The 20,255-nt window shown below is 26.1% G+C and carries 17 protein-coding genes; all 17 read left to right on the plus strand.

Annotated features, from left to right (window positions below):
- Positions 1 to 25: 25 nt before the first annotated feature.
- Positions 26 to 1,828: a glutamine--fructose-6-phosphate transaminase (isomerizing) gene (gene glmS / locus AMYT_RS02775; protein WP_114841046.1), complete on the plus strand. Its 1,803-nt coding sequence runs from the start codon at positions 26 to 28 to the stop codon at positions 1,826 to 1,828.
- Positions 1,829 to 1,929: 101 nt separating this feature from the next.
- Positions 1,930 to 3,147, plus strand: coding sequence for a methionine adenosyltransferase (metK, locus tag AMYT_RS02780; protein WP_228197885.1), 1,218 nt, complete (start codon positions 1,930 to 1,932; stop codon positions 3,145 to 3,147).
- Positions 3,148 to 3,166: 19 nt separating this feature from the next.
- Entirely contained in the window at positions 3,167 to 4,033 is an 867-nt protein-coding gene (accD, locus tag AMYT_RS02785; protein ID WP_114841048.1) for an acetyl-CoA carboxylase, carboxyltransferase subunit beta, read from the plus strand.
- Entirely contained in the window at positions 4,033 to 4,638 is a 606-nt protein-coding gene (locus tag AMYT_RS02790) for a thiamine phosphate synthase (protein WP_114841049.1), read from the plus strand. Before accD ends, AMYT_RS02790 begins: the two co-directional genes overlap by 1 nt.
- Positions 4,628 to 5,089 carry a 23S rRNA (pseudouridine(1915)-N(3))-methyltransferase RlmH gene (locus AMYT_RS02795; protein WP_114841050.1) on the plus strand — a complete coding sequence of 154 codons (462 nt, stop codon included), beginning with the start codon at positions 4,628 to 4,630 and terminating at the stop codon, positions 5,087 to 5,089. The genes AMYT_RS02790 and AMYT_RS02795 overlap by 11 nt, the downstream gene beginning before the upstream one ends.
- Positions 5,090 to 5,137: 48 nt before the next feature.
- Positions 5,138 to 5,494, plus strand: a complete 357-nt coding sequence (gene dksA / locus AMYT_RS02800; RefSeq protein WP_114841051.1) for an RNA polymerase-binding protein DksA — start codon at positions 5,138 to 5,140, stop codon at positions 5,492 to 5,494.
- Positions 5,495 to 5,504: 10 nt separating this feature from the next.
- A complete protein-coding gene (locus AMYT_RS02805) occupies positions 5,505 to 6,521 on the plus strand; it encodes a hypothetical protein (protein ID WP_114841052.1) in 1,017 nt (338 codons plus the stop codon).
- Positions 6,521 to 7,453, plus strand: coding sequence for a tRNA dihydrouridine synthase (locus AMYT_RS02810; RefSeq protein WP_114843134.1), 933 nt, complete (start codon positions 6,521 to 6,523; stop codon positions 7,451 to 7,453). Before AMYT_RS02805 ends, AMYT_RS02810 begins: the two co-directional genes overlap by 1 nt.
- A gap of 55 nt (positions 7,454 to 7,508) precedes the next feature.
- On the plus strand, positions 7,509 to 8,318 hold the full coding sequence (locus tag AMYT_RS02815) for a 50S ribosomal protein L11 methyltransferase (protein WP_114841053.1): 810 nt from the start codon (positions 7,509 to 7,511) through the stop codon (positions 8,316 to 8,318).
- A 17-nt stretch (positions 8,319 to 8,335) separates the two neighbouring features.
- Positions 8,336 to 10,396, plus strand: a complete 2,061-nt coding sequence (gene ftsH, locus AMYT_RS02820) for an ATP-dependent zinc metalloprotease FtsH (RefSeq protein WP_114841054.1) — start codon at positions 8,336 to 8,338, stop codon at positions 10,394 to 10,396.
- A 2-nt stretch (positions 10,397 to 10,398) separates the two neighbouring features.
- Entirely contained in the window at positions 10,399 to 10,983 is a 585-nt protein-coding gene (locus AMYT_RS02825) for a hypothetical protein (protein WP_114841055.1), read from the plus strand.
- 78 nt (positions 10,984 to 11,061) lie between these two features.
- Positions 11,062 to 12,498, plus strand: a complete 1,437-nt coding sequence (locus AMYT_RS02830) for a TolC family protein (RefSeq protein ID WP_114841056.1) — start codon at positions 11,062 to 11,064, stop codon at positions 12,496 to 12,498.
- Position 12,499: 1 nt separating this feature from the next.
- On the plus strand, positions 12,500 to 13,393 hold the full coding sequence (locus tag AMYT_RS02835; RefSeq protein ID WP_114841057.1) for a PhnD/SsuA/transferrin family substrate-binding protein: 894 nt from the start codon (positions 12,500 to 12,502) through the stop codon (positions 13,391 to 13,393).
- A gap of 103 nt (positions 13,394 to 13,496) precedes the next feature.
- Complete coding sequence (locus tag AMYT_RS02840) at positions 13,497 to 14,981, plus strand: sensor histidine kinase (RefSeq protein ID WP_162919458.1); 1,485 nt, start codon at positions 13,497 to 13,499, stop codon at positions 14,979 to 14,981.
- A 20-nt stretch (positions 14,982 to 15,001) separates the two neighbouring features.
- On the plus strand, positions 15,002 to 16,798 hold the full coding sequence (locus AMYT_RS02845; protein WP_114841059.1) for an HD domain-containing phosphohydrolase: 1,797 nt from the start codon (positions 15,002 to 15,004) through the stop codon (positions 16,796 to 16,798).
- Between the two features lie 2 nt (positions 16,799 to 16,800).
- Positions 16,801 to 17,685, plus strand: coding sequence for a response regulator transcription factor (locus AMYT_RS02850; RefSeq protein WP_114841060.1), 885 nt, complete (start codon positions 16,801 to 16,803; stop codon positions 17,683 to 17,685).
- A gap of 1 nt (position 17,686) precedes the next feature.
- The gene (locus AMYT_RS02855; RefSeq protein ID WP_114841061.1) at positions 17,687 to 20,248 is read left to right on the plus strand and encodes a sensor histidine kinase; all 2,562 of its coding nucleotides are present in this window, start codon (positions 17,687 to 17,689) and stop codon (positions 20,246 to 20,248) included.
- The last annotated feature ends 7 nt before the right edge of the window (positions 20,249 to 20,255 follow it).

The raw sequence follows: 20,255 nt of genomic DNA on the forward strand, positions 1-20,255 counted from the left end.
AAATTAAAACTAAGGTCAAATTTTAATGTGCGGAATTGTTGGTTATATTGGTAAAAAGAAAACAACAAAAGTTTTATTAGATGGACTAAAAGAACTTGAGTATAGAGGGTATGACTCTGCTGGAGTTGCCTTATTAGACTGTGAAAATATAGAAGTTTATAAAGCTTTAGGAAAATTAGAAAATCTTAAAGAAAAAACTAAAAATATTTTAGAAAATGATTATAATCTTGGTATTGGACATACTAGATGGGCAACACATGGGAAACCAACTGAATTAAATGCACACCCACATTTAGGAGAATATTCTTATGTGGTTCACAATGGAATTATTGAAAACTATAAAGAATTAAAAGATGACTTGATAAAAAAAGGACATAAATTTATCTCTCAAACTGATACAGAGGTAATAGTTCACTTATTTGAAAATATTAATAATAAAATCAATGATACAACACAAGCTTTTAAAGATACAATTTCACAATTAGAAGGAGCTTTTTCTATTCTTCTAATTACAAAAGCAAATCCAGATAAAATCTACTTTTTTAAACATGGAAGCCCCTTAATTGTTGCTAAAGGAAATGAAGAAAAAGAAGTTTTATTTGCTTCTTCAGATGCTCCACTTATAGGTTTAGCTAAAAAAGTAGTTTATCTTGAAGATAAAGTTGGTGGAGTTGCTAGTGCTGAAAATATAGAGTTTTTTACAGATGAATTTTCTTGGAGCACTTTACCTGAATCTAAACAGTTTGCTCAAAAAAATGGTTTTAGATTTTTTATGGAAAAAGAAATTTATGAGCAAAGTGATGTTGTAAGTGATTGTATGCTTGGAAGAATCCAAGATAATACTGTAACTTTTGATGAAATTGAGCCTTCTATTATTGAAGGTATAAATGAGATAAAAATTTGTGCTTGTGGTACAAGTTACCATGCAGGGATGACATCTTCTTACTTTTTTGAAAGATTAAGTAAAATTAAATGTCATGTGGAAATTGCTAGTGAGTTTAGATATAAAGAGCCTTTATTATCAAAAGATACGCTTTTTATAGTAATTTCTCAAAGTGGTGAAACAGCTGATACCTTAGAAGCACTTAAAATGGCTAAAAAAGCAGGTTTAAAAACTTTAGTTATTTGTAATGTTGATAACTCTTCTATGACTAGACTTGCTGATTTTACTATTTTAACAAGAGCAGGTATTGAAAAAGGTGTTGCTTCAACAAAAGCTTTTTCAACTCAAACTATTGTTTTATGGCTATTATCATTATATTTTGCAAAAATTAGAAATAGTATTTCAAGTGAAAAGATGCAAAAAGAATTATTAGCTTTAAGAGAAGTTCCTAAAGCTTTAATAATTAGTGATAAAATTCATGAAAAAACTAAAAGATTATCTAAAAGGTACCTACATGGTCATGGCTTCTTCTTTATTGGAAGGGATGTTTTTTATCCTTTAGCTTTAGAAGGAGCTTTAAAGCTTAAAGAGATTTCATATTTACATGCGGAAGGTTATCCCGCAGGTGAGATGAAGCATGGTCCAATTGCTTTAGCTGATCCAGAGCTATTTACAATTGCACTTATGCCAAAAAATCTTCTTTATGATAAAGTTAAATCAAATGTTGAAGAATTAAGTGCTAGAGATAGTACAATTTGCTCAATATCTCCACTTGACTTTGAATTAAGTGATGATTTTATAAAAATAAATGAAACAGAACATTATATGTTAGAATTTTTTGAAATGTTAGTTGTATTACAACTTTTATCAATGGAAATATCTATTAGATTAGGAAATGATGTTGATATGCCGAGGAATTTAGCAAAATCTGTTACTGTTGAGTAGATATTTCAACTTGCTGCCATATTTATTATTTTTTGGGCAGCAATAAGGTGCAATTAAAAATAATGGAAAACAAAAATGGAAAACCTACGAGGAAAACAAAGATGGAAAACAAAAAACAGACACAATATTTATTCACTTCAGAAGTTGTAAGTCCAGGACACCCTGATAAGTGTGCTGATATAATTGCAGATAGTATAGTTGATAAATTATTAATAGAAGATAGCAATAGTAGAGTTGCTTCAGAGGTATTTGTTGCAGGTAAGCATGTAGTAATTGGTGGTGAAGTTAAATCAACTTGCCAATTAACACAAACTGATTATGAAAAATTAGTTAAAGACGCCCTTGCAAAAATTGGTTATGATGGAAATGCATCATTTACAAAAGAACAATGTTTACATCCAGATGATGTGAAAGTTCAAGTGCTTTTAAATCAACAAAGTCCTGATATTAATCAAGGTGTTGATCAAGAATCTGGAGAGATTGGAGCAGGTGACCAAGGAATTATGTTTGGTTTTGCCTCAACTGAAACAGCAGATTTAATGCCAGCAGCAATAACTTATGCTAGAATGTTATGTGATAAAGTGTATAATTATGCTTTAAATCATAAACATAAACTTGGTGTTGATATTAAAACACAAGTTACTGTTGATTATGGTACAAAAGAGAATTTTGAAAATTGTAAACCACAAAAAATTCATACTATAGTTGTAAGTGCACCTTCTGTTGAAGGTATGCCAATTGAAGAAGTAAGAGAGTTAATTCAAGGTTTAATTGATGATACTGGACTTCCTACAAATATGTATGATAAAAATAGTACAATTATTCATATTAACCCAACAGGAAGATATGTATCTCACTCATCATTACATGATAGTGGATTAACAGGAAGAAAACTTATTGTTGATTCATTTGGTGGATATGCACCTATTGGTGGTGGAGCACAAAGTTCAAAAGATTATACAAAAGTTGATAGAAGTGGTTTATATGCTGCTAGATGGGTTGCAAAACAAATTGTTGCAGCAGGACTTGCAAAAAAAGCAATTGTACAAATTTCTTATGCAATTGGAGTTGCAAAGCCAACATCTGTAGCTGTTGATACAATGGGAACATTTACAAAAATTGATGATGATAAATTATCTGAATTTGTAATGGAAAATTTCCCTTTAACACCAAGATGGATTACTGAAAAATTTGGATTAGATAAACCTTCTGCTGAAACATTTTTATATGCAGATGTGGCAAGTAGAGGACAAGTTGGACAAAGTGATTATCCTTGGGAAAAACTTGACGCAGTAGAAATATTTAAAAATTTAAAATAAAAGTTTAAAAGGATTATAAATGGATTTAAAGAACTTATTTAGCAAAATATCATTTGATAGAAAAAAAGAGCAACCCTCAATGAAAGATGCTCCTTCACACTGGATTAAATGTCCAGAATGTAATGCTTTAATGTTTTTTAAAGAGGTAGAGAATCAAGAAAATATTTGCCCAAAATGTAATTTTCATATGAGAATTGGTGCGAAAAGAAGAATAGAAATTCTAGCAGATAAGGACTCTTTTGTAGAATATGATGCTGATTTAAGGCCTGTAGATCCATTAAACTTTGTTGATAAAAAATCTTATAAAAAGAAGATTGAGGAAGCTGAAAGTAAAACAGGTAGAACTTCTGCTGTTATAAGTGGAGAATGTACAATTAACTCAAAACCAGTTCAAATTGTAGTATTTGATTTTGCTTTTATGGGTGGAAGTTTAGGTTCTGTTGAAGGTGAAAAAATTGTAAGAGCTGTAAATAGAGCTATGGAAAAGCATCAAGGATTAATTATTATTTCTGCTTCTGGTGGAGCTAGAATGCAAGAATCAACTTTTTCTTTAATGCAAATGGCAAAAACATCAGCAGCCCTTAAAAAAATGGATGCTTTAGGACTTCCATATATCTCAGTTTTAACTGACCCTACTATGGGAGGAGTATCTGCTTCTTTTGCTTTCTTAGGTGATATAATTATTGCAGAACCTGGAGCACTTATAGGATTTGCTGGACAAAGAGTTATTAAACAAACTATTGGTGCAGATTTACCAGAAGGATTCCAAAGAGCTGAATTCTTACTTGAAAAAGGTTCAATTGATATGGTTGTTAATAGAACAAAATTAAAACAAACACTTGGTGATTTATTAACTATGTTCTATAAAAACGACCAAGTTAGCTAATGAAAACTAAATTAAAAGAGCTTTTATCTTTAAAAGACTCTTTTAATAACTTATATGCATTATGTGATTTTCAAACTCTTCAAAATAAAAATATAAGCTTAGATGATTTTATACAAATTTGTATAAAGAAAAATGCAAAAATTGTGCAATATAGAGATAAAATAAATAGTGATTCTATTCAAATACAAAACCTTAAATATTTAAAAACTAAGTTAGATATACCAATTATTATAAATGATAAAATTGATTTAATACAGTATGCAGATGGTTTACACTTAGGACAAGAAGATTTTTTAAAATTTCATACAAATAAAAAAATAGCTATAAAATTAATAAGAACAAAAATAAAAGATAAACTTTTAGGTTTATCAACTCATAATGAAGTTGAAATACTTGAATCAAATGAACTTGATTTGGATATGATAGGGCTTGGTGCATATAAAGGAACAAATACAAAAGATGTTTCCACTATTTTAGGAGATAAAATTTCATATTTAGCAAAAATTTCAAAACATCCTGTTTGTGCCATAGGTGGCGTTAAGTGTGAAGATAAAATTAGTAATGTAAGATTTAATGTGGTAGGAAGTGCTTTATATGAAGATTAATGTTTATTCCATAATGAAACCTTCAAATGATGAATTTGAAACTTTAGCAAAAGAATTTATAAAAATGAGTTCAAAATATGCTAAAGTAGAGATGCACTATATTTTTAATAAAAAAATAGCTAAAGCACAAACAGTAAATGAAATAGAAGCACAAAAATCATATAGTGAGACTTATGAAGCATTTATTAAACCTACTTCTTATAATATAGCATTGGATGTTTTAGGTAAAAAAGTAGATAGCTTTAAATTTGCCAAATATTTTGATAATAGTGCAGAAGTTAATTTTTTTATTGGTGGAGCTTATGGCTTTGAGCGAGAGTTTTTAAAAAAATGTGATGCAATTTTAAGTTTAAGTGAACTAACAATGGCTCATAAAGTAGCCAATATAGTTCTATTAGAACAGATTTTTAGAGGCCTATGCATAAAAAACAATCACCCTTATCATAAATAATTTATTAAAAATTTTGTATAATATTCAAATTTTTAATAAGGGATGAGAGTGGCTAACGCAAAACAAATTGAAGAATTAAAAGAGGCTTTAGTTGTAAGAAAAGCACTTATTACAAAAAATATTGAGGGTAGTAGAGAGAGTATTGATTCTTTAAAAAATTCTGAGTGCAAAGATGATTATGATTTTGCAGAGGTTTCAAGTGATAGTTTTAAAGAAGGGATTATCGCTAATCAACAAATTAAAGAGTTAAAAGAGATTGAAGACGCCTTAAAAAGAATAGAAAAAGGTAAATATGGTATTTGTGAAATGTGTGATGAGTCTATTGCTATAGGAAGACTTAGAGCAAAACCTTTCGCAAAGTTTTGTACACCTTGTAGAGAAATATATGAGGTAGAACAACAATAAAGGATAAGTTGTGGGACTTAAAAAATATATATTATTTTCAATTTTATTAATAGTTTTAGTTTTTGGTTATGTTTTTAGTATTGAAGCAGGTGAATATAAGGTTACTGTTTTAGATATTTCAATTACACTACCAGTTGCAATATGGGTTATTTTACCATTATTAATACTTTTTATTGGAAGTGTAGCTCATATAATGTTTTATGGTTTTAAAAGTTATTTAAAATATAGATCAATAACTAAAGATGAAGAGAATATTTCTGAGAGTATTAAATCATATCTTTTACAAAAAAGTGATAAAACTACTTATAAAACTAAAGCGTTTAAAGATATTTCAAATATTTTATCTCAAATTAATTTTGATGTAAAAGATAATGCTTTTACAACTTCAAATGAAGAGATAAATAAAATAGTTTCACAAATCAAAGATATTAAATCAGGTATTTATGTACAAGATAAGAGTTTAAAACTAGAACCAAATTCTTCATTAGCTCACAAAAACCTATTAAATAGATTAAATAGTGAAATAGACTTTTGTTTAGAAGTTATAAAAAAACCAATGAATTATTCAAGTGATGCATTAAAATTAGCTTTTTTAAATATTGTTGAACAAAAAAGTATGACAACTGTTAAAAAACTTTATGAAAATGTATCTTTAGATAAAGAAATGGCAGAAAAACTTTTTGAAAAAAGTGCTAAAAACCCTGAATTTTCGCTTTCAAATGAAGAAATTATTAAGATTACTAAGAATTTAGATTATGATAAATTAGATTATATTAATTTAGCAAAATTATTTAAAAATAGTTTTACTCCTGATGATTTAATTTCACTATTTGAAGAACTTTCAAAAGAAGTAGAAAGTAGTGTTGATGCTTATTTTTATATTCTTTTTGAATTTGAAATGATTGATAGAATTAGAGAATTATTAACTACTTATACAAATGATGATTTTCCAGCATTTAGAGCACTAATCCAGTTAAAAGATTCTGGAAAACACTACTCTTTAGAAAGTCTTTGTTACAAAAACTAATGGAAAAAAAGATTGATTTTAGCCAACCCTTAATGGTGTTGGCTCCCCTTGCTGGATACACTGATTTACCTTTTAGAAGTGTTGTTAAAAAATTTGGTGCTGATATAACAATTTCTGAAATGATTTCTTCAAATGCTTTAGTATATAAGTCTGAAAAGACTTTAAAAATGATTGAAAAATCGCCTAGTGAAGATCCCTATATTGTTCAAATTGCTGGAAATAAACCTGAACTTGTAAGAGATGCAGTTTTAATTTTAAATGAAATAGATGGAATTGATGGGATTGATTTAAACTGTGGATGTCCTGCTCCAAAAGTTTTTAATCATGGTTCAGGTTCTAATTTACTCGGGGATTTAAAAAAACTTGAAGAGATTTTAAGTACAGTAAAAAAATATAATAAAAAGCAATATACAACTGCAAAAGTTAGGCTTGGAGTTAATGAAAAAATTCCAGTTGAAATTGGAAAGGCAGTTGAAGCTTGTGGAGTTGATTTTGTTTCTGTTCATGGAAGAACAAGAGCAGGAAAATATAAAGCTCCTGTTGATTATGATGCTATTAAATTAATGAAAGAATCTATTAAAATTCCTGTTATTGCAAATGGTGATATTAAAGACTATGCTAAAGCAAAAGAGGTTTTAGAATATACTAAAGCAAATGGAGTTATGATAGGTAGAGGTGCTATTGGTAAACCTTGGGTTTTCTATCAATTAAAACATGGGGTAGAAGATATAAGTGAAGAGATAAAAAAAGAGATTATTTTAGAACATTATGATGCTGTTATTAGATTTCATGGAGAACATGGCGCAGTTATGTTTAGAAAATTACTTCATTCTTACTCTAAAGGCTACAGAGGTGCTAATGAATTTAGAGATGTGGTTAATAGAGTTTCTGATATACATATTATGAGAGATTTAATCGAAAGCTTTTTTTAATGAATTTTAAACAGATATTTAGATAAAATATTTTACTTTTAGAAAAAGGAAATATTTGTCTGAATATTATTATGAATTAACAATTAATCCCCAAAATAATTATGAACTATTTTTAGAACTATTATCAGCTTTAACAAATGAAGCTATTGAAGAGTGTGAAGATGGCACTTTAATAGCAAGAAGTGAAGAGGATTTAAGTGATGTTGAATTTGGTATTTTAGAATTTGCTAAAAGATTAAATATAAACTGCACTACTACTTGTATAAAAAAAGAAAATCAAGACTGGATTGAAAATTATAAAAAAAGTGTAAAATCAGTAGAGGTTGGAAGCTTTTTTATTAGACCTTCATGGGAAGAAAAAAAAGAAGATAAAATTGATATTATTATTGATCCTGCTTTATCTTTTGGTTCTGGTCACCATGAAACAACTTCTTCTTGTATATTAGCAATTGATCAATTTGTAAAAAAAGATAATGAAGTTCTAGATGTTGGGTGTGGAAGTGGTATTTTATCAATAGCTGCTGCTAAACTTGGTTGTGGTGTTGATATTTGTGATACAGACGAAGTTTGTATAAATGATACAATAGAAAATTTTAAATTAAATAATGCTACTTTTAATAATAGCTGGATTGGCTCAGCAAATAAAGCAACAAAACAGTATGATGTGGTAATTGCAAATATTGTTGCTGATGTTTTAGTAATGATTCATAAAGATTTAAAAAAATGCTTAAAAGATGGTGGTATTTTAATAGTATCAGGAATTTTAGATAAACATCTTGATAGGGTATTATCAAAATTTAAAGATTTAAAAGAGTTGGAAGTTATTCATAAAAATGAATGGGTAACTGTAGTATTCTCTAAATAATAAAGGAGTTTTATTTTATGTCAAAGAAACAACAGAATAACAATGATAATGGAAAAGGTAATAACTTTTTTAATAATAATCCATTATTAGTTTTTGTTCTATTTTCTGTAATTACAATTTTTGCTTTTAAAGCAATCTTTCCTGAAGGAGAGATGGGAAGTAGTTCAAATTCTAATATCGCAGCTTATGGGAAAACAAAAAATAAAACAGTTGCATATTCTGAATTAAAACAATTAATTGCAAATGCACAGATTGAATATGTAGGTATTGGAAATACTCAAATAAAAGCTGTTTCAAAAGCATCAAGTGGTGAAATTACTACTTATACTGCAAGAAGAGTAATTCCTGATGATACACTAATTCCTCTTTTAGAAAAAAGTAAAATTGGTTATGGTGGAATTAATGAAGAAAATCTTTTAGCAGATATTCTTTTTGGATGGGTTTTACCTATTTTTATCTTTTTTGCAATTTGGATGTTCCTAGCTAGAAGAATGTCAAAGTCTATGGGTGGAGGTTCAGGAGGTATTCTTGGAATAGGAAGCTCTAAAAAGATGATTAATTCTGAAAAGCCAAAAGTTAAATTTGATGATATGGCTGGAAATAAGGAAGCAAAAGAAGAAGTTCAAGAAGTAGTTGATTTTTTAAGTAATCCTGATAGATATGTAAAACTTGGAGCTCAAATTCCAAAAGGTGTTTTATTAGTAGGACCTCCAGGTACAGGTAAAACTTTACTTGCAAAAGCAGTTGCTGGTGAAGCAGATGTTCAGTTCTTATCAGTTTCTGGTTCATCTTTTATTGAGATGTTTGTGGGAGTAGGTGCTAGTAGAGTAAGAGACTTATTTGAACAAGCAAAAAAAGTAGCTCCTGCTATTATTTTTATTGATGAGATTGATGCAATTGGAAAAAGTAGAGCAAGTGGTGGACCAATGGGTGGTAATGATGAAAGGGAACAAACTTTAAATCAATTACTTGCTGAAATGGATGGTTTCTCAACTGAAGCAGCACCTGTTATTGTTTTAGCTGCAACAAATAGACCAGAAGTTCTAGACCCAGCACTACTAAGACCAGGAAGATTTGATAGACAAGTTTTAGTTGATAAACCAGATTTTGAAGGTAGAGTTGAAATCTTAAAAGTTCATATTAAAGATGTAAAACTTGCAAAAGATGTTGATTTAGAAGAAGTTGCTAGAATGACTGCTGGACTTGCAGGGGCTGATTTAGCAAATATTGTAAATGAAGCAGCATTACTTGCTGGAAGGGCAAGTAAAGAGGAAGTTCAAGCTTGTGATTTTAAAGAATCAGTTGAAAGACAAATTGCTGGTTTAGAGAAAAAATCAAGAAGAATTTCACCAAAAGAGCGAAAAATTGTTGCTTATCATGAATCTGGACATGCTTTAATTGCTGAAATTACAAAAGGTGCTAAAAAAGTAAATAAAGTATCTATTGTTCCAAGAGGACTTGCTGCTTTAGGATATACTTTAAATACGCCAGAAGAAAATAAATATTTAATGCAAAAGCATGAATTAATAGCAGAAGTTGATACATTATTAGGTGGAAGAGCTGCTGAAGAGGTATTTATTGGTGAAATTAGTACTGGTGCAGGAAATGACCTAGAAAGAGCAACTGATATTGTAAAAGCTATGGCTTCTATGTATGGTATGAGTGATATTGCTGGTCTTATGGTTTTAGAAAGAAGACAAAATCAATTTTTAGGTGGACAAACACATAAAGATTTTTCTGATGAGATGGCTAAAAATTTAGATGAACATGTTAAAAAAGTTCTAAATGAAAGATATGAAGTTGTAAAACAAGCTTTAAAAGATAATAATGATGCAATTGAAAAAATGACTGCTGAGTTATTGGAAATAGAAGTTATCACTGGTCAAAGAGTTAGAGAAATTATTATTGAAAATGGTGGAAAAGTATTTGAAGAAGAAGATTTACATTCAGATGCAATTAAACCAGAAGATAAGACAACTACTCCAGTAGAAACTAGTGAAGACAACACTACTGAAGAAGAGAGTTTAGAAACAAATACTAATGAAACTTCTGAAGTTAAAGAAGAAAAAAGAGACTAAAAATGTTTGATAAATATATATTAAAGCAGGGGCAAAAAGTGGTTTTTTCACTTTTTGCTTTTGCTATTTTTTTTGGGTTAATTGATTTTGAATTTATTTCAACACTTCTTTTTTTGATTTTTATTTTATCTTTATATATTTTTAGAAATAAAAAAATTAAAGTTGATAATGATGCTTTATTTATCTCACCTGTTAGTGGAAGAATTGAAGCAATAGATTTTAATGATACTCACAAATTTATATATATTAATGTCTCTTTATTTGATGAGTCTTTTTTTATCTCTCCTGAAACCTCACAAATAGAAGTTATTGAACATAGAAAGGGACTAAATCTCTCTTTTGATGATAGAAAATCAAAAGATTTAAATGAAAAACTACATTTAAAAACTGAAAATTCACAACTTGAATTAATCTCATCTTTTTCTACAAATAATATTTCTACTTTACCACAAAAGAATTACCAAATTGGTCAATTTATCACTTTATTTACTCAAGGTGAAGTAATTATAAAAATAAAAAAAGATTTTAATTTAGATTTAAAAATAGCAGATCGCCTAAAAATAGGACAAGTTTTACTAAAAAAATAAATAAAAAAATAATATATATTATTTTTTTATTTTTATTTGTATATAATTCCTTAATAAAAAAAAAGGCATTATATATCTATGAAAAAAATATTATTATTCTTAATCTTAAATTACTGTTTACTTTTTTCAAATTCAATTATATTGAACTTAGATACGGCAATAGATATTGCACTAAAAAATAATGAACAAAAAAAGATTTCAAAACTAGCTTTTGAAATTGCTAATGCACAATATAATCAAGCTTTAAGTGCCAATTATCCCACTTTAGATTTAGATTTTATAGCAACTAGAAGAGATGAAGCTATTAATATGAATATAAAAGGAGAAATTCCTTTATCTGATGAAATTTCAAAAGGTATAATTTTTTCAAATGCTTTAAATCAAACAGGTAATGTAGCAATGGCTCAAAATATAGCAAATTCTGCATCTTTAAATCAAAGTTTATCAATAGATTCAAATTTTGAACTAATAAATAGAGATAATTCTTTAATAAAATTAGAATTAAAATATCCAATTTATACGGGTGGAAAAATCCAATCTATAATAAATCAAGCAAAATTAAATAAACAAATAAAATCTCAAGAGATAAATTTACAAGATGATGAAATAATATTTTTAGTTAAACAGATATATTATGGACATATTTTAGCAAAGCAGATTTATAAAACTATGCAAAACTCTTATATAAAAATGTTAGCTATAAAAGATTTAACAAAAAGACTTTATAAAAATGAATCTTTAAATATTAAAAAAACAGATTTTTTAAAGACAAATATTACAGTTACTTTAATGAAAGTAAAACTTGAAGAATATAAATCAAATATACAACTAACTAAAAATGCTTTAAAAAATATTTTAGCAATTGATTATACAGATGATATAAAAATTATTGAAGATAGTCTTAGTATAGACAATTTAGATAATTATTTAAATAAAGATATAAATAGTTTATATAAAGAAGCTTTATTAAGTAATCCAATAACAAATAAAATAAATTTGGCTTTAAAAGTTCAAAATGAAAAAATACAAGAAGTAAAAAGTCAATATTTTCCTACTATTGCACTTTTTGCAAGTACTACAAAAATAAAAAGTAGTGAAACAAATGGTTTATATACTGATGAAAATAAAAATAATTGGTTAGTGGGAATAAATGCAAATATAAATATCTTTAGTGGTTTTAAAAATGAATATGAGATTTTAGAGCAAAAATTAAATAAAAAGAAGATGCAATCAACTAAAAAACTTATTAATGACTCTATTATTTTAAATTTGCAAAATGCATTGGTTAAAAGTAATGAAATCTTTACTAGTATAAATAATTATAAACAAGCAAACTTTGAAGCAATAACTCATAGAGATTTAAATTTAAAAGCTTATAAAATAGATATGGTTGATACTAAAGAGATGATTGAATCTCAAGTTATTCAAACAAAAACTGAAGTATTATATTATAATTCATTATATGATTATATTATTTCAGAAGCTTTAATTGATAAATTACTAAGTAGAAAATAAAATGAAAAAATTAATAATTCTCTGTATATTGATACTTTGCTTAAATGCAAAAGAATATAGACATATCTCAACTTTTGGATTTCTTTCAAATGGAACTTCATTGCAAAACTTTAAAGATGGACAAGTTGCTTTTTCTTTATGGATTGAAGAGTTAGCTTCTTTATATGATAGTAAATTAGATGTTGAGTATTATACAGATAAAAATGATATTCTTCATGAATTTACAACTAAAAATTTTTTAGATATGATTGTAATTCCTGTACCTTTTTATTTTGAAAATAAAAAACAAATTGATGAAATTTCAGATGACTTTTGGTCTGTTTCTATAAATGATAAAAAATATATTAAATATATTTTAATTGCTAGAAAAGAATTAAATGCAAAAAGTTTTAAAGATTTAAAAGATAAAAAGATTATTCTTAATGAAGAAAATAATATTTCTGAAACTTGGTTAGATAAACAAAGTATTATTTATAATAATAAAAGATATAAAGATGTGGTAAGAGAAGAGTTTTATGAAAAAAAAGAATCAACTATTCTTTTAAGGGTATTTTTTGGAAAAAGTGATTTTGGTGTAATTAGTGAAAATGTCTGGGATACTATGCTTGAATTAAATCCTGCTATAAAAAATAGAGTTGATATAGTTGCAAGTTCTAAAAAAGAGCATTTCCCTTTTATAGGTTTTTTTAAAAAAGAATCTAATAAAGATATACGTGAAATTTTTTTTAATATTGCTTCAGATTTAAAGCAATTTCCAAAAAGTGAACAAATAATGGATCTTTTAAAATTTGATGCAGTTTTTAAAATAGAAAAAGATAGCTTACAGAATTTAGAAAAGTTTTATAATGAGTATTATGATTTAAGAAAAAGAGTAGATAATGTTAATTCTTTTTAAAAATAAAATATTTGGAAAAATCTTTTTTTTACTCTTTTCTTCTATACTTTTTGTATTATGTATTTTTTTTATATTAACCTTAAATCTTCAGAAAAAATCAATTTTGGATTCTTTACTATCAAAAGCAAAAACAATGGCAGAAGCTATAGTTTTTGTAAAGAAAGACTCTTTTATTGTGGATGATGAAGCAACAATTTTAGAGTTTGTTTATTCTTTTGTAAATAAAAATGATAAAGTGAAAACTTTAATTATTACAAAAAGCAATAATTCAAGCTTAGTTGTTAGTAATAAAAACTGGGAAGTGATTAATAAGTTGCCTTCTTCTTATAAACAACTTCAAAAAGAAGAAAACCCATATGCAATAGCCACTTCTTTATTTATTAAACAAAAAGTTTTTATGTATAACTATACTATTTCTTTTTCAGGTATTACTTGGGGAAATTTACATTTGGAATTATCTTTAAATGACTATAATAATAAAATTGCTTTTATGTATAAACAGTTTTTATACTTAATAATTTTATTCTTATTTTCAACTATCGCTATTTCTTTTTTTATTGCAAAACTTTTTTCAAGACCTATTATAAAACTAAATAATGTTTCTAAAGAAATAGCAAAAGGAAATTTATTTGCCAGAAGTGATATAATAGGTAATGATGAAATAGGTACTTTATCAAAAACCTTTAATAAAATGATTGAGAATTTACAACTTTCACAAAAGCAATTAAAAGAATCTCACGAAGAGTTAGAACAAAGAGTAATACAAAGAACCCAAGAGTTAAATAAAGTAAATAAATCTTTACAATTAAAATCAATACAATTAAAAGAATTAAATGATAACTTAGAAGATAGAGTAAAAGAAGAAATTTTAAAACAAAAAGAACAAGAGCAGATATTAATTCAGCAATCAAGGCTTGCAGCAATGGGTGAAATGATAGGAAATATTGCCCATCAATGGAGACAACCTTTAAATGCTTTAAGCTTACTAATCCAAAATATATATTTTTCATATAAGATGGAAAGTTTAGATGATGAATTTATGCAAAGGTCATTAGATAAAGCCAATTTATTAACAAAAAATATGTCAAAAACAATTGATGATTTTAGAAATTTTTTCAGACCAAATAAATCAAAAGAACTTTTTGAAGTTAATAGTTTTATTTTAAAAAGTATTTATTTAGTAGAGTCCTCTTTTGAACATAATAATATTCAAATTGATTTTATTCAATCTAATCCTATTCAAATAGAGGGCTTTCCAAATGAATTTTCTCAAGTTGTTTTAAATATTTTATCAAATGCAAAAGATGCTTTGATTGAAAAGAAAATTGCAAATGCAAAAGTTATTATAAAAATAGTTTTACAAAATGAATTAATAAATGTTATAATTGAAAATAATGCAGGTCAAATACCTGAGGAAATTTTAGAAAAAATTTATGAGCCTTATTTTACCACTAAAGAAGAGGGTAAAGGAACAGGTATTGGTCTTTATATGTCTAAGACAATTATAGAAAATAATATGAATGGTAAATTATTTTCTAAAAATATTGATGATGGAGTACAATTTATAATTCAAATACCAAAAGCTTAATAATTAATCAAGGATTAAAAATGAATTTTGAAAATTTATTAAAAATCAAAGTTTTATATGTGGAAGATGATAAAAACACAAGAGAAGAAATAAAATATTTTTTAGAAAAAAGAGTTGAAAAATTATATTTAGCAGAAAATGGAGAAGAAGGATTTAACCTTTATAAAGAAGTTAATCCAGATATAATTATTACTGATTTACAAATGCCAAAGCTTTCTGGTATAGAAATGTCGAAATTAATAAGAAAAGAAAATAGCAATATACCTATTATTATAACAACTGCATTTAATGATTTAAATTATCTTTTTGAAGGGATAAATATTGGTGTTACTAGTTATTTAACAAAACCTTTAAATCTTAAACTTTTAATTGAAAGTCTTATTTCTATTTCCAAAAATATCTTTTTAGAAATAGAAAATAAAGAGATTTTTAATACTTTAAAACAGTATAAAGATATAGTTGATGAAAGTGCAATTGTTTCAAAAACTAACTTAGAAGGAATTATTACTTATATAAATGAACCTTTTGAAAAGATTTCTGGATATAAAAAAGAAGAACTAATAGGCCAATCTCATAATATTATAAGACATCCAGATGTTGAAAAAAGTTTTTTTACAAATATTTGGCACTTAATAAAAGATGAAAAAAAATCTTGGCAAGGTAAAATAAAAAATATTTCAAAAGATGGCTATGCTTATTATTTAGATATTTTAATAAAACCAATTTTAGATTTAAATGGTGAAGTAATAGAGTATATCTCTTTAGCAAATGATATTACATATTTTGAAGAGACTAAAGAGTATTTTAAAGAACAAACAATAAAAAAATCTTTAGATTTAAGTGAATCAGTTAATATTTTAAATCAATATAAAGATGCAATTAATGAAAGCAATATGATTATAAGGTTAAATACGCAAAGAGTTATTACATATGTAAATGATTCTTTTGCAAGTGAAACAGGCTTTAAAAAAGAGGACTTAATATATAAACCCTATTCAATTTTAAAACAACCTACTTTAAATCAAAAAGAGTATGAAGAAAAAGTTGAAAATATTTTTTCAAGTAAAGGTTGGCGAGGTCAAATTACAAATGAGACAAAAAGTGGAAAATTACTTCACTGTGATGTGGTAACTTTCCCTTTAAAAAATCTAAAAGGTGAAATAATTGAATATCTTGGAATTAGACATAATATTACTGAAATTGTAAATTTACATGAAGAGTTAGAAGAAACTCAAAGAGAAATAATTTATAAACTAGGTGATATAGGAGAAAGTAGAAGTCAAGAAACAGGTAATCATGTAAAAAGAGTTGCTGAATATTCAAAATTAATTGCTATAAAATTAAATATGTCAAGTGATGAGATTTCTACAATTTTTACTGCTTCTCCTATGCATGATATTGGAAAAGTAGGTATACCTGATGCTATATTAAATAAGCCTTCAAAACTTAATGAAGAAGAATGGGAAATAATGAAAACCCACTCAGAAATTGGTTATGAGATTTTAAAAACTTCAACTAGACCTATACTTCAAGCAGCAGCTATAATCTCTTATACTCACCATGAAAAATGGGATGGTACAGGGTATCCAAAAGGTTTAAAAGGTGAAGATATACATATATATGGAAGAATTACTGCACTTGCAGATGTTTTTGATGCTTTAGGAAGTAATAGAACATATAAAAAGGCTTGGCCTCTTGAAGATATATTAGCTTTATTTAAAGAACAAAAAGGGAAACATTTTGATCCTAAATTAGTTGATTTATTTATGGATAATTTGGATGAGTTTTTAACAATAAGAAATAAATTTAAGGATTAATTATGTTAGAGTTTTCAAAAGAGTTGTTTAATGATATAAGTGTTTTATATGTTGAAGATGACCAAATGACCCTTGATGAGATAGAATTTTTTTTAAAAAGATATGTAAAAAATCTTTATATTGCAAAAAATGGTCAAGAAGGTTTAGAACTTTTTAAAAAATATAAACCAAATATTATTATAACTGATATTCAAATGCCTATAATGAATGGCTTAGTTATGGCTGAGAAGATTTTTGAAATAGACCCTAGCATACCAATTGTTGTAACAACTGCTTTTAGTGAAAGTGATTATATTATTAAAGCTATAGAATTAGGAATTGATAAATATATTTTAAAACCTTTAAATATGCAAGAATTATTAGCAATAATTCATAAAAGTTTATATTTAGAAAAACTACAAAAAGAAAATAGCAATTATGAAGATTATATACATTTTATTTTAGATAGTAATCCTACTTTTATGTTTATTATGCACTCAAATGAAATAGAGTATGTAAATAAAAAACTTTTAAATCTATTAGGTTTAGATAATATTGAATCTTTAAAAAATCAACTGAAAAATAATAATAATTTAGTAGAGTTTGGTGAAGATATTAATATGTCAAATTGGTTAGAATATATAAGTGCTAATAGTCATAAAAGACATTTAGTTAAATTAAAAAATACAAAAAATAATAAATTCTTTCAAAGAGAATTTTATATTAGTTATCGATATTTTAAAAATATGGATAAAAGTGTATTTATCTTTATTGATAAAAATGAGGAAAAACTTGAACAAATAAATAATGTAACTTTAAAACTTATTAAAAATTTAGAAGTAGGTATTTCAAATGAATTTTTAATGGATGAACTAAAAAAAATATTAGATATTTCTACTAGAAGTTAATATGAAAAATTTAACTATTAAAATAAAACTTATTTTACTATTTATTTTAATTAAAGTAATCCCATTATTGTTTATTGCTTATATTGCTTTTCAAGGAGTTATAAAATTAGATAATTATTTTTCTGATAGTACAAAAAAACTATTTTTAGAAAATAAAGAAATTATTTCAAACACTGCAAATAAAGCTATTGATGATAGTATTAAAATGTTAGATAAAAAATCTCAGCTTTCTTTAGAGCGACTTTCATATGAAATAGCAAAAAATGTGGCTAATTTTTTATATCAAAGAGATGAAGATATTTTATTTTTATCAAAACTAAATCTAAATCAAAAAATAATAGAAGATTTTTATAATAGTAAACAAAGGGAAGTAATAGAGCATGGGAAATACTATTATGATGAAAAAAGCTTAAGCTGGAAAGTAAATGAGAGTATAAAAAGTTTAAAAAGAGAAAAGACAAATGCGTTATTAAAAGATAATGAAAAAGAGTTTAATTATACAGACCCAATAAATTTAAAAAGAAGAGTAATACCAATATATAAAGAGATAACATATTTTGATTTAAAAGGTCAAGAGATATATAAGATTTCACAAATAGATAAAAAGTTAAAAGATATATCAAAAAAGACAAATACATATGTAAACTCAGAAGAGTATTATAAAGAGATAAAGAAGCTAAAAAAAGAAGAGATATATGTAAGCGATGTAATAGGGGAGAGTTTAAAAACAAAAATAATAGGGAGATTTACAAAAGAGAGTGCAAAAAAAGCAGGAATAGAGTTTGAACCAGAGAGATATGCCTATGCAGGGAAAGAGAATCCAGTAGGAAAAGAGTTTGAAGGGATAGTAAGATTTGTAACACCAGTGTATAAAGCAGAAAAGAAAGTAGGATATGTAAGTGTGGCATTGGACCATAAACATATAATGCAATTTACAGATACAGTGGATCCAACAGGAAAAAATCCAGTACAAGATATAGCAGATGCAAGCGTAGGGAATTATGCTTTTATGTGGGATTATGAAGGAAAAAATATCTCTCATCCAAGAGACTATTCAATCTTAGGATATAACCCCAAGACGGGGGAAAAAAATATGCCCTGGCTAAGTAGTGATGTGGCAGAGAAATTTTATAATTCAAAAAAAGATATAAATGAGTTTTTAAAAGATTATCCACAATTTGAAGAACAAAGCTTAGAGAAAAAACCAAATATAAAGCAGATAAAAGAAGAGGGGAATGTAGGATTAGATTGTCGATATTTAAATTTTGCACCTCAATGTCAAGGGTGGATGCAAGTAACAGAAAATGGAGGATATGGTTCTTTTATAATATATTGGAGCAAGGTATGGAAACTAACAACTGCCGCAGCAATCCCATATTATACAGGGAAGTATGCAAATAGTAAAAGAGGTTTTGGATTTGTAACAATTGGTGCAAATGTTGATGAATTTCATGCAGCTGCAAATGAGACTAAAAAAAATGTAGATGAAATACTTCTTATTCAAACAGAAAGTATGCATAAGAGTTTAGAAAAAAATAAAAATGAAATAGATAAATTTGTTGTTCAAATGTTAAATGAACTTACAATAACTACTGCAATAATGATTATACTAGTAATAATTATTGCTTTATGGATGTCTAATTATATAAGTAAAAAAATAGAGTCTTTACTTTTAGGTACTAAAATGTTTGCTGAAAATAAATTAGATTATAGAATAGAAGTACATTCAAATGATGAAATAGGGCAACTTGAAAAATCATTTAATGATATGGCAATAAAAATAGAAGAACTAATAAAAGAACAAAAAAGTTTAAATGAAACTTTAGAAACTAGAGTTCAAAAAGAGATAAAAAAACAAAGAGAACAAGAACAATTACTTATTCAACAAAGTAAGTTAGCTGCAATGGGTGAAATGATAGGAAATATTGCCCATCAATGGAGACAACCTTTAAATGCTTTAGGTTTAGTTATGCAAAATATTGAATTTACATATAAAATGGGTGAATTAGATGATGCATATTTAGAAAAAGCCATTAAAAAAACAAATAACTTAACTTCAAATATGTCAAAAACAATAGATGATTTTAGAAACTTTTTTAAACCAAATAAAACAAAAGACTATTTTAATTTAAATGAGACTTTAGAAAAAACAATTTCTTTAGTAGATTCAACTTTTGAAAACTATAATATAGAAATTATTAAAGAATTTAATAAAGAAGAGATAGAAATATATGGATTTGCAAGCGAATTTTCACAAAGTGTTTTAAATATTTTAACAAATGCAAAAGATGCAATTATAGAAAATAATAAAAAAGAAAGGAAAATAACTGTAAGAACATATACTTGCGATAAAAAATCTATAATTGAAATAGAAGATAATGCTGGCGGAATAAAAGAAAATATAATTGAAAAAATCTTTGAACCTTATTTTACTACCAAAGAGGAAGGAAGGGGAACAGGTATTGGGTTGTATATGACTAAAACAATTATTGAAAATAGTATGAATGGTAAAATATTTGTAAAAAATATAAAAAATGGTGCTAATTTTACTATTGAGATATAATTTTATT

Origin of the sequence: Malaciobacter mytili LMG 24559 (assembly GCF_003346775.1) — a bacterium.
GTDB classification, from domain to species: domain Bacteria; phylum Campylobacterota; class Campylobacteria; order Campylobacterales; family Arcobacteraceae; genus Malaciobacter; species Malaciobacter mytili.

Bases quoted from the DNA above. Each gene is read 5' to 3' on its own strand.
- glmS (WP_114841046.1), top strand. From the start codon at position 26: ATGTGCGGAATTGTTGGTTATATTGGTAAAAAGAAAACAACAAAAGTT.
- AMYT_RS02825 (WP_114841055.1), top strand. From the start codon at position 10,399: ATGTTTGATAAATATATATTAAAGCAGGGGCAAAAAGTGGTTTTTTCA.
- AMYT_RS02835 (WP_114841057.1), top strand. From the start codon at position 12,500: ATGAAAAAATTAATAATTCTCTGTATATTGATACTTTGCTTAAATGCA.
- AMYT_RS02790 (WP_114841049.1), top strand. From the start codon at position 4,033: ATGAAAACTAAATTAAAAGAGCTTTTATCTTTAAAAGACTCTTTTAAT.
- AMYT_RS02795 (WP_114841050.1), top strand. From the start codon at position 4,628: ATGAAGATTAATGTTTATTCCATAATGAAACCTTCAAATGATGAATTT.
- accD (WP_114841048.1), top strand. From the start codon at position 3,167: ATGGATTTAAAGAACTTATTTAGCAAAATATCATTTGATAGAAAAAAA.
- AMYT_RS02845 (WP_114841059.1), top strand. From the start codon at position 15,002: ATGAATTTTGAAAATTTATTAAAAATCAAAGTTTTATATGTGGAAGAT.
- AMYT_RS02830 (WP_114841056.1), top strand. From the start codon at position 11,062: ATGAAAAAAATATTATTATTCTTAATCTTAAATTACTGTTTACTTTTT.
- AMYT_RS02855 (WP_114841061.1), top strand. From the start codon at position 17,687: ATGAAAAATTTAACTATTAAAATAAAACTTATTTTACTATTTATTTTA.
- AMYT_RS02850 (WP_114841060.1), top strand. From the start codon at position 16,801: ATGTTAGAGTTTTCAAAAGAGTTGTTTAATGATATAAGTGTTTTATAT.
- metK (WP_228197885.1), top strand. From the start codon at position 1,930: ATGGAAAACAAAAAACAGACACAATATTTATTCACTTCAGAAGTTGTA.
- ftsH (WP_114841054.1), top strand. From the start codon at position 8,336: ATGTCAAAGAAACAACAGAATAACAATGATAATGGAAAAGGTAATAAC.
- AMYT_RS02810 (WP_114843134.1), top strand. From the start codon at position 6,521: ATGGAAAAAAAGATTGATTTTAGCCAACCCTTAATGGTGTTGGCTCCC.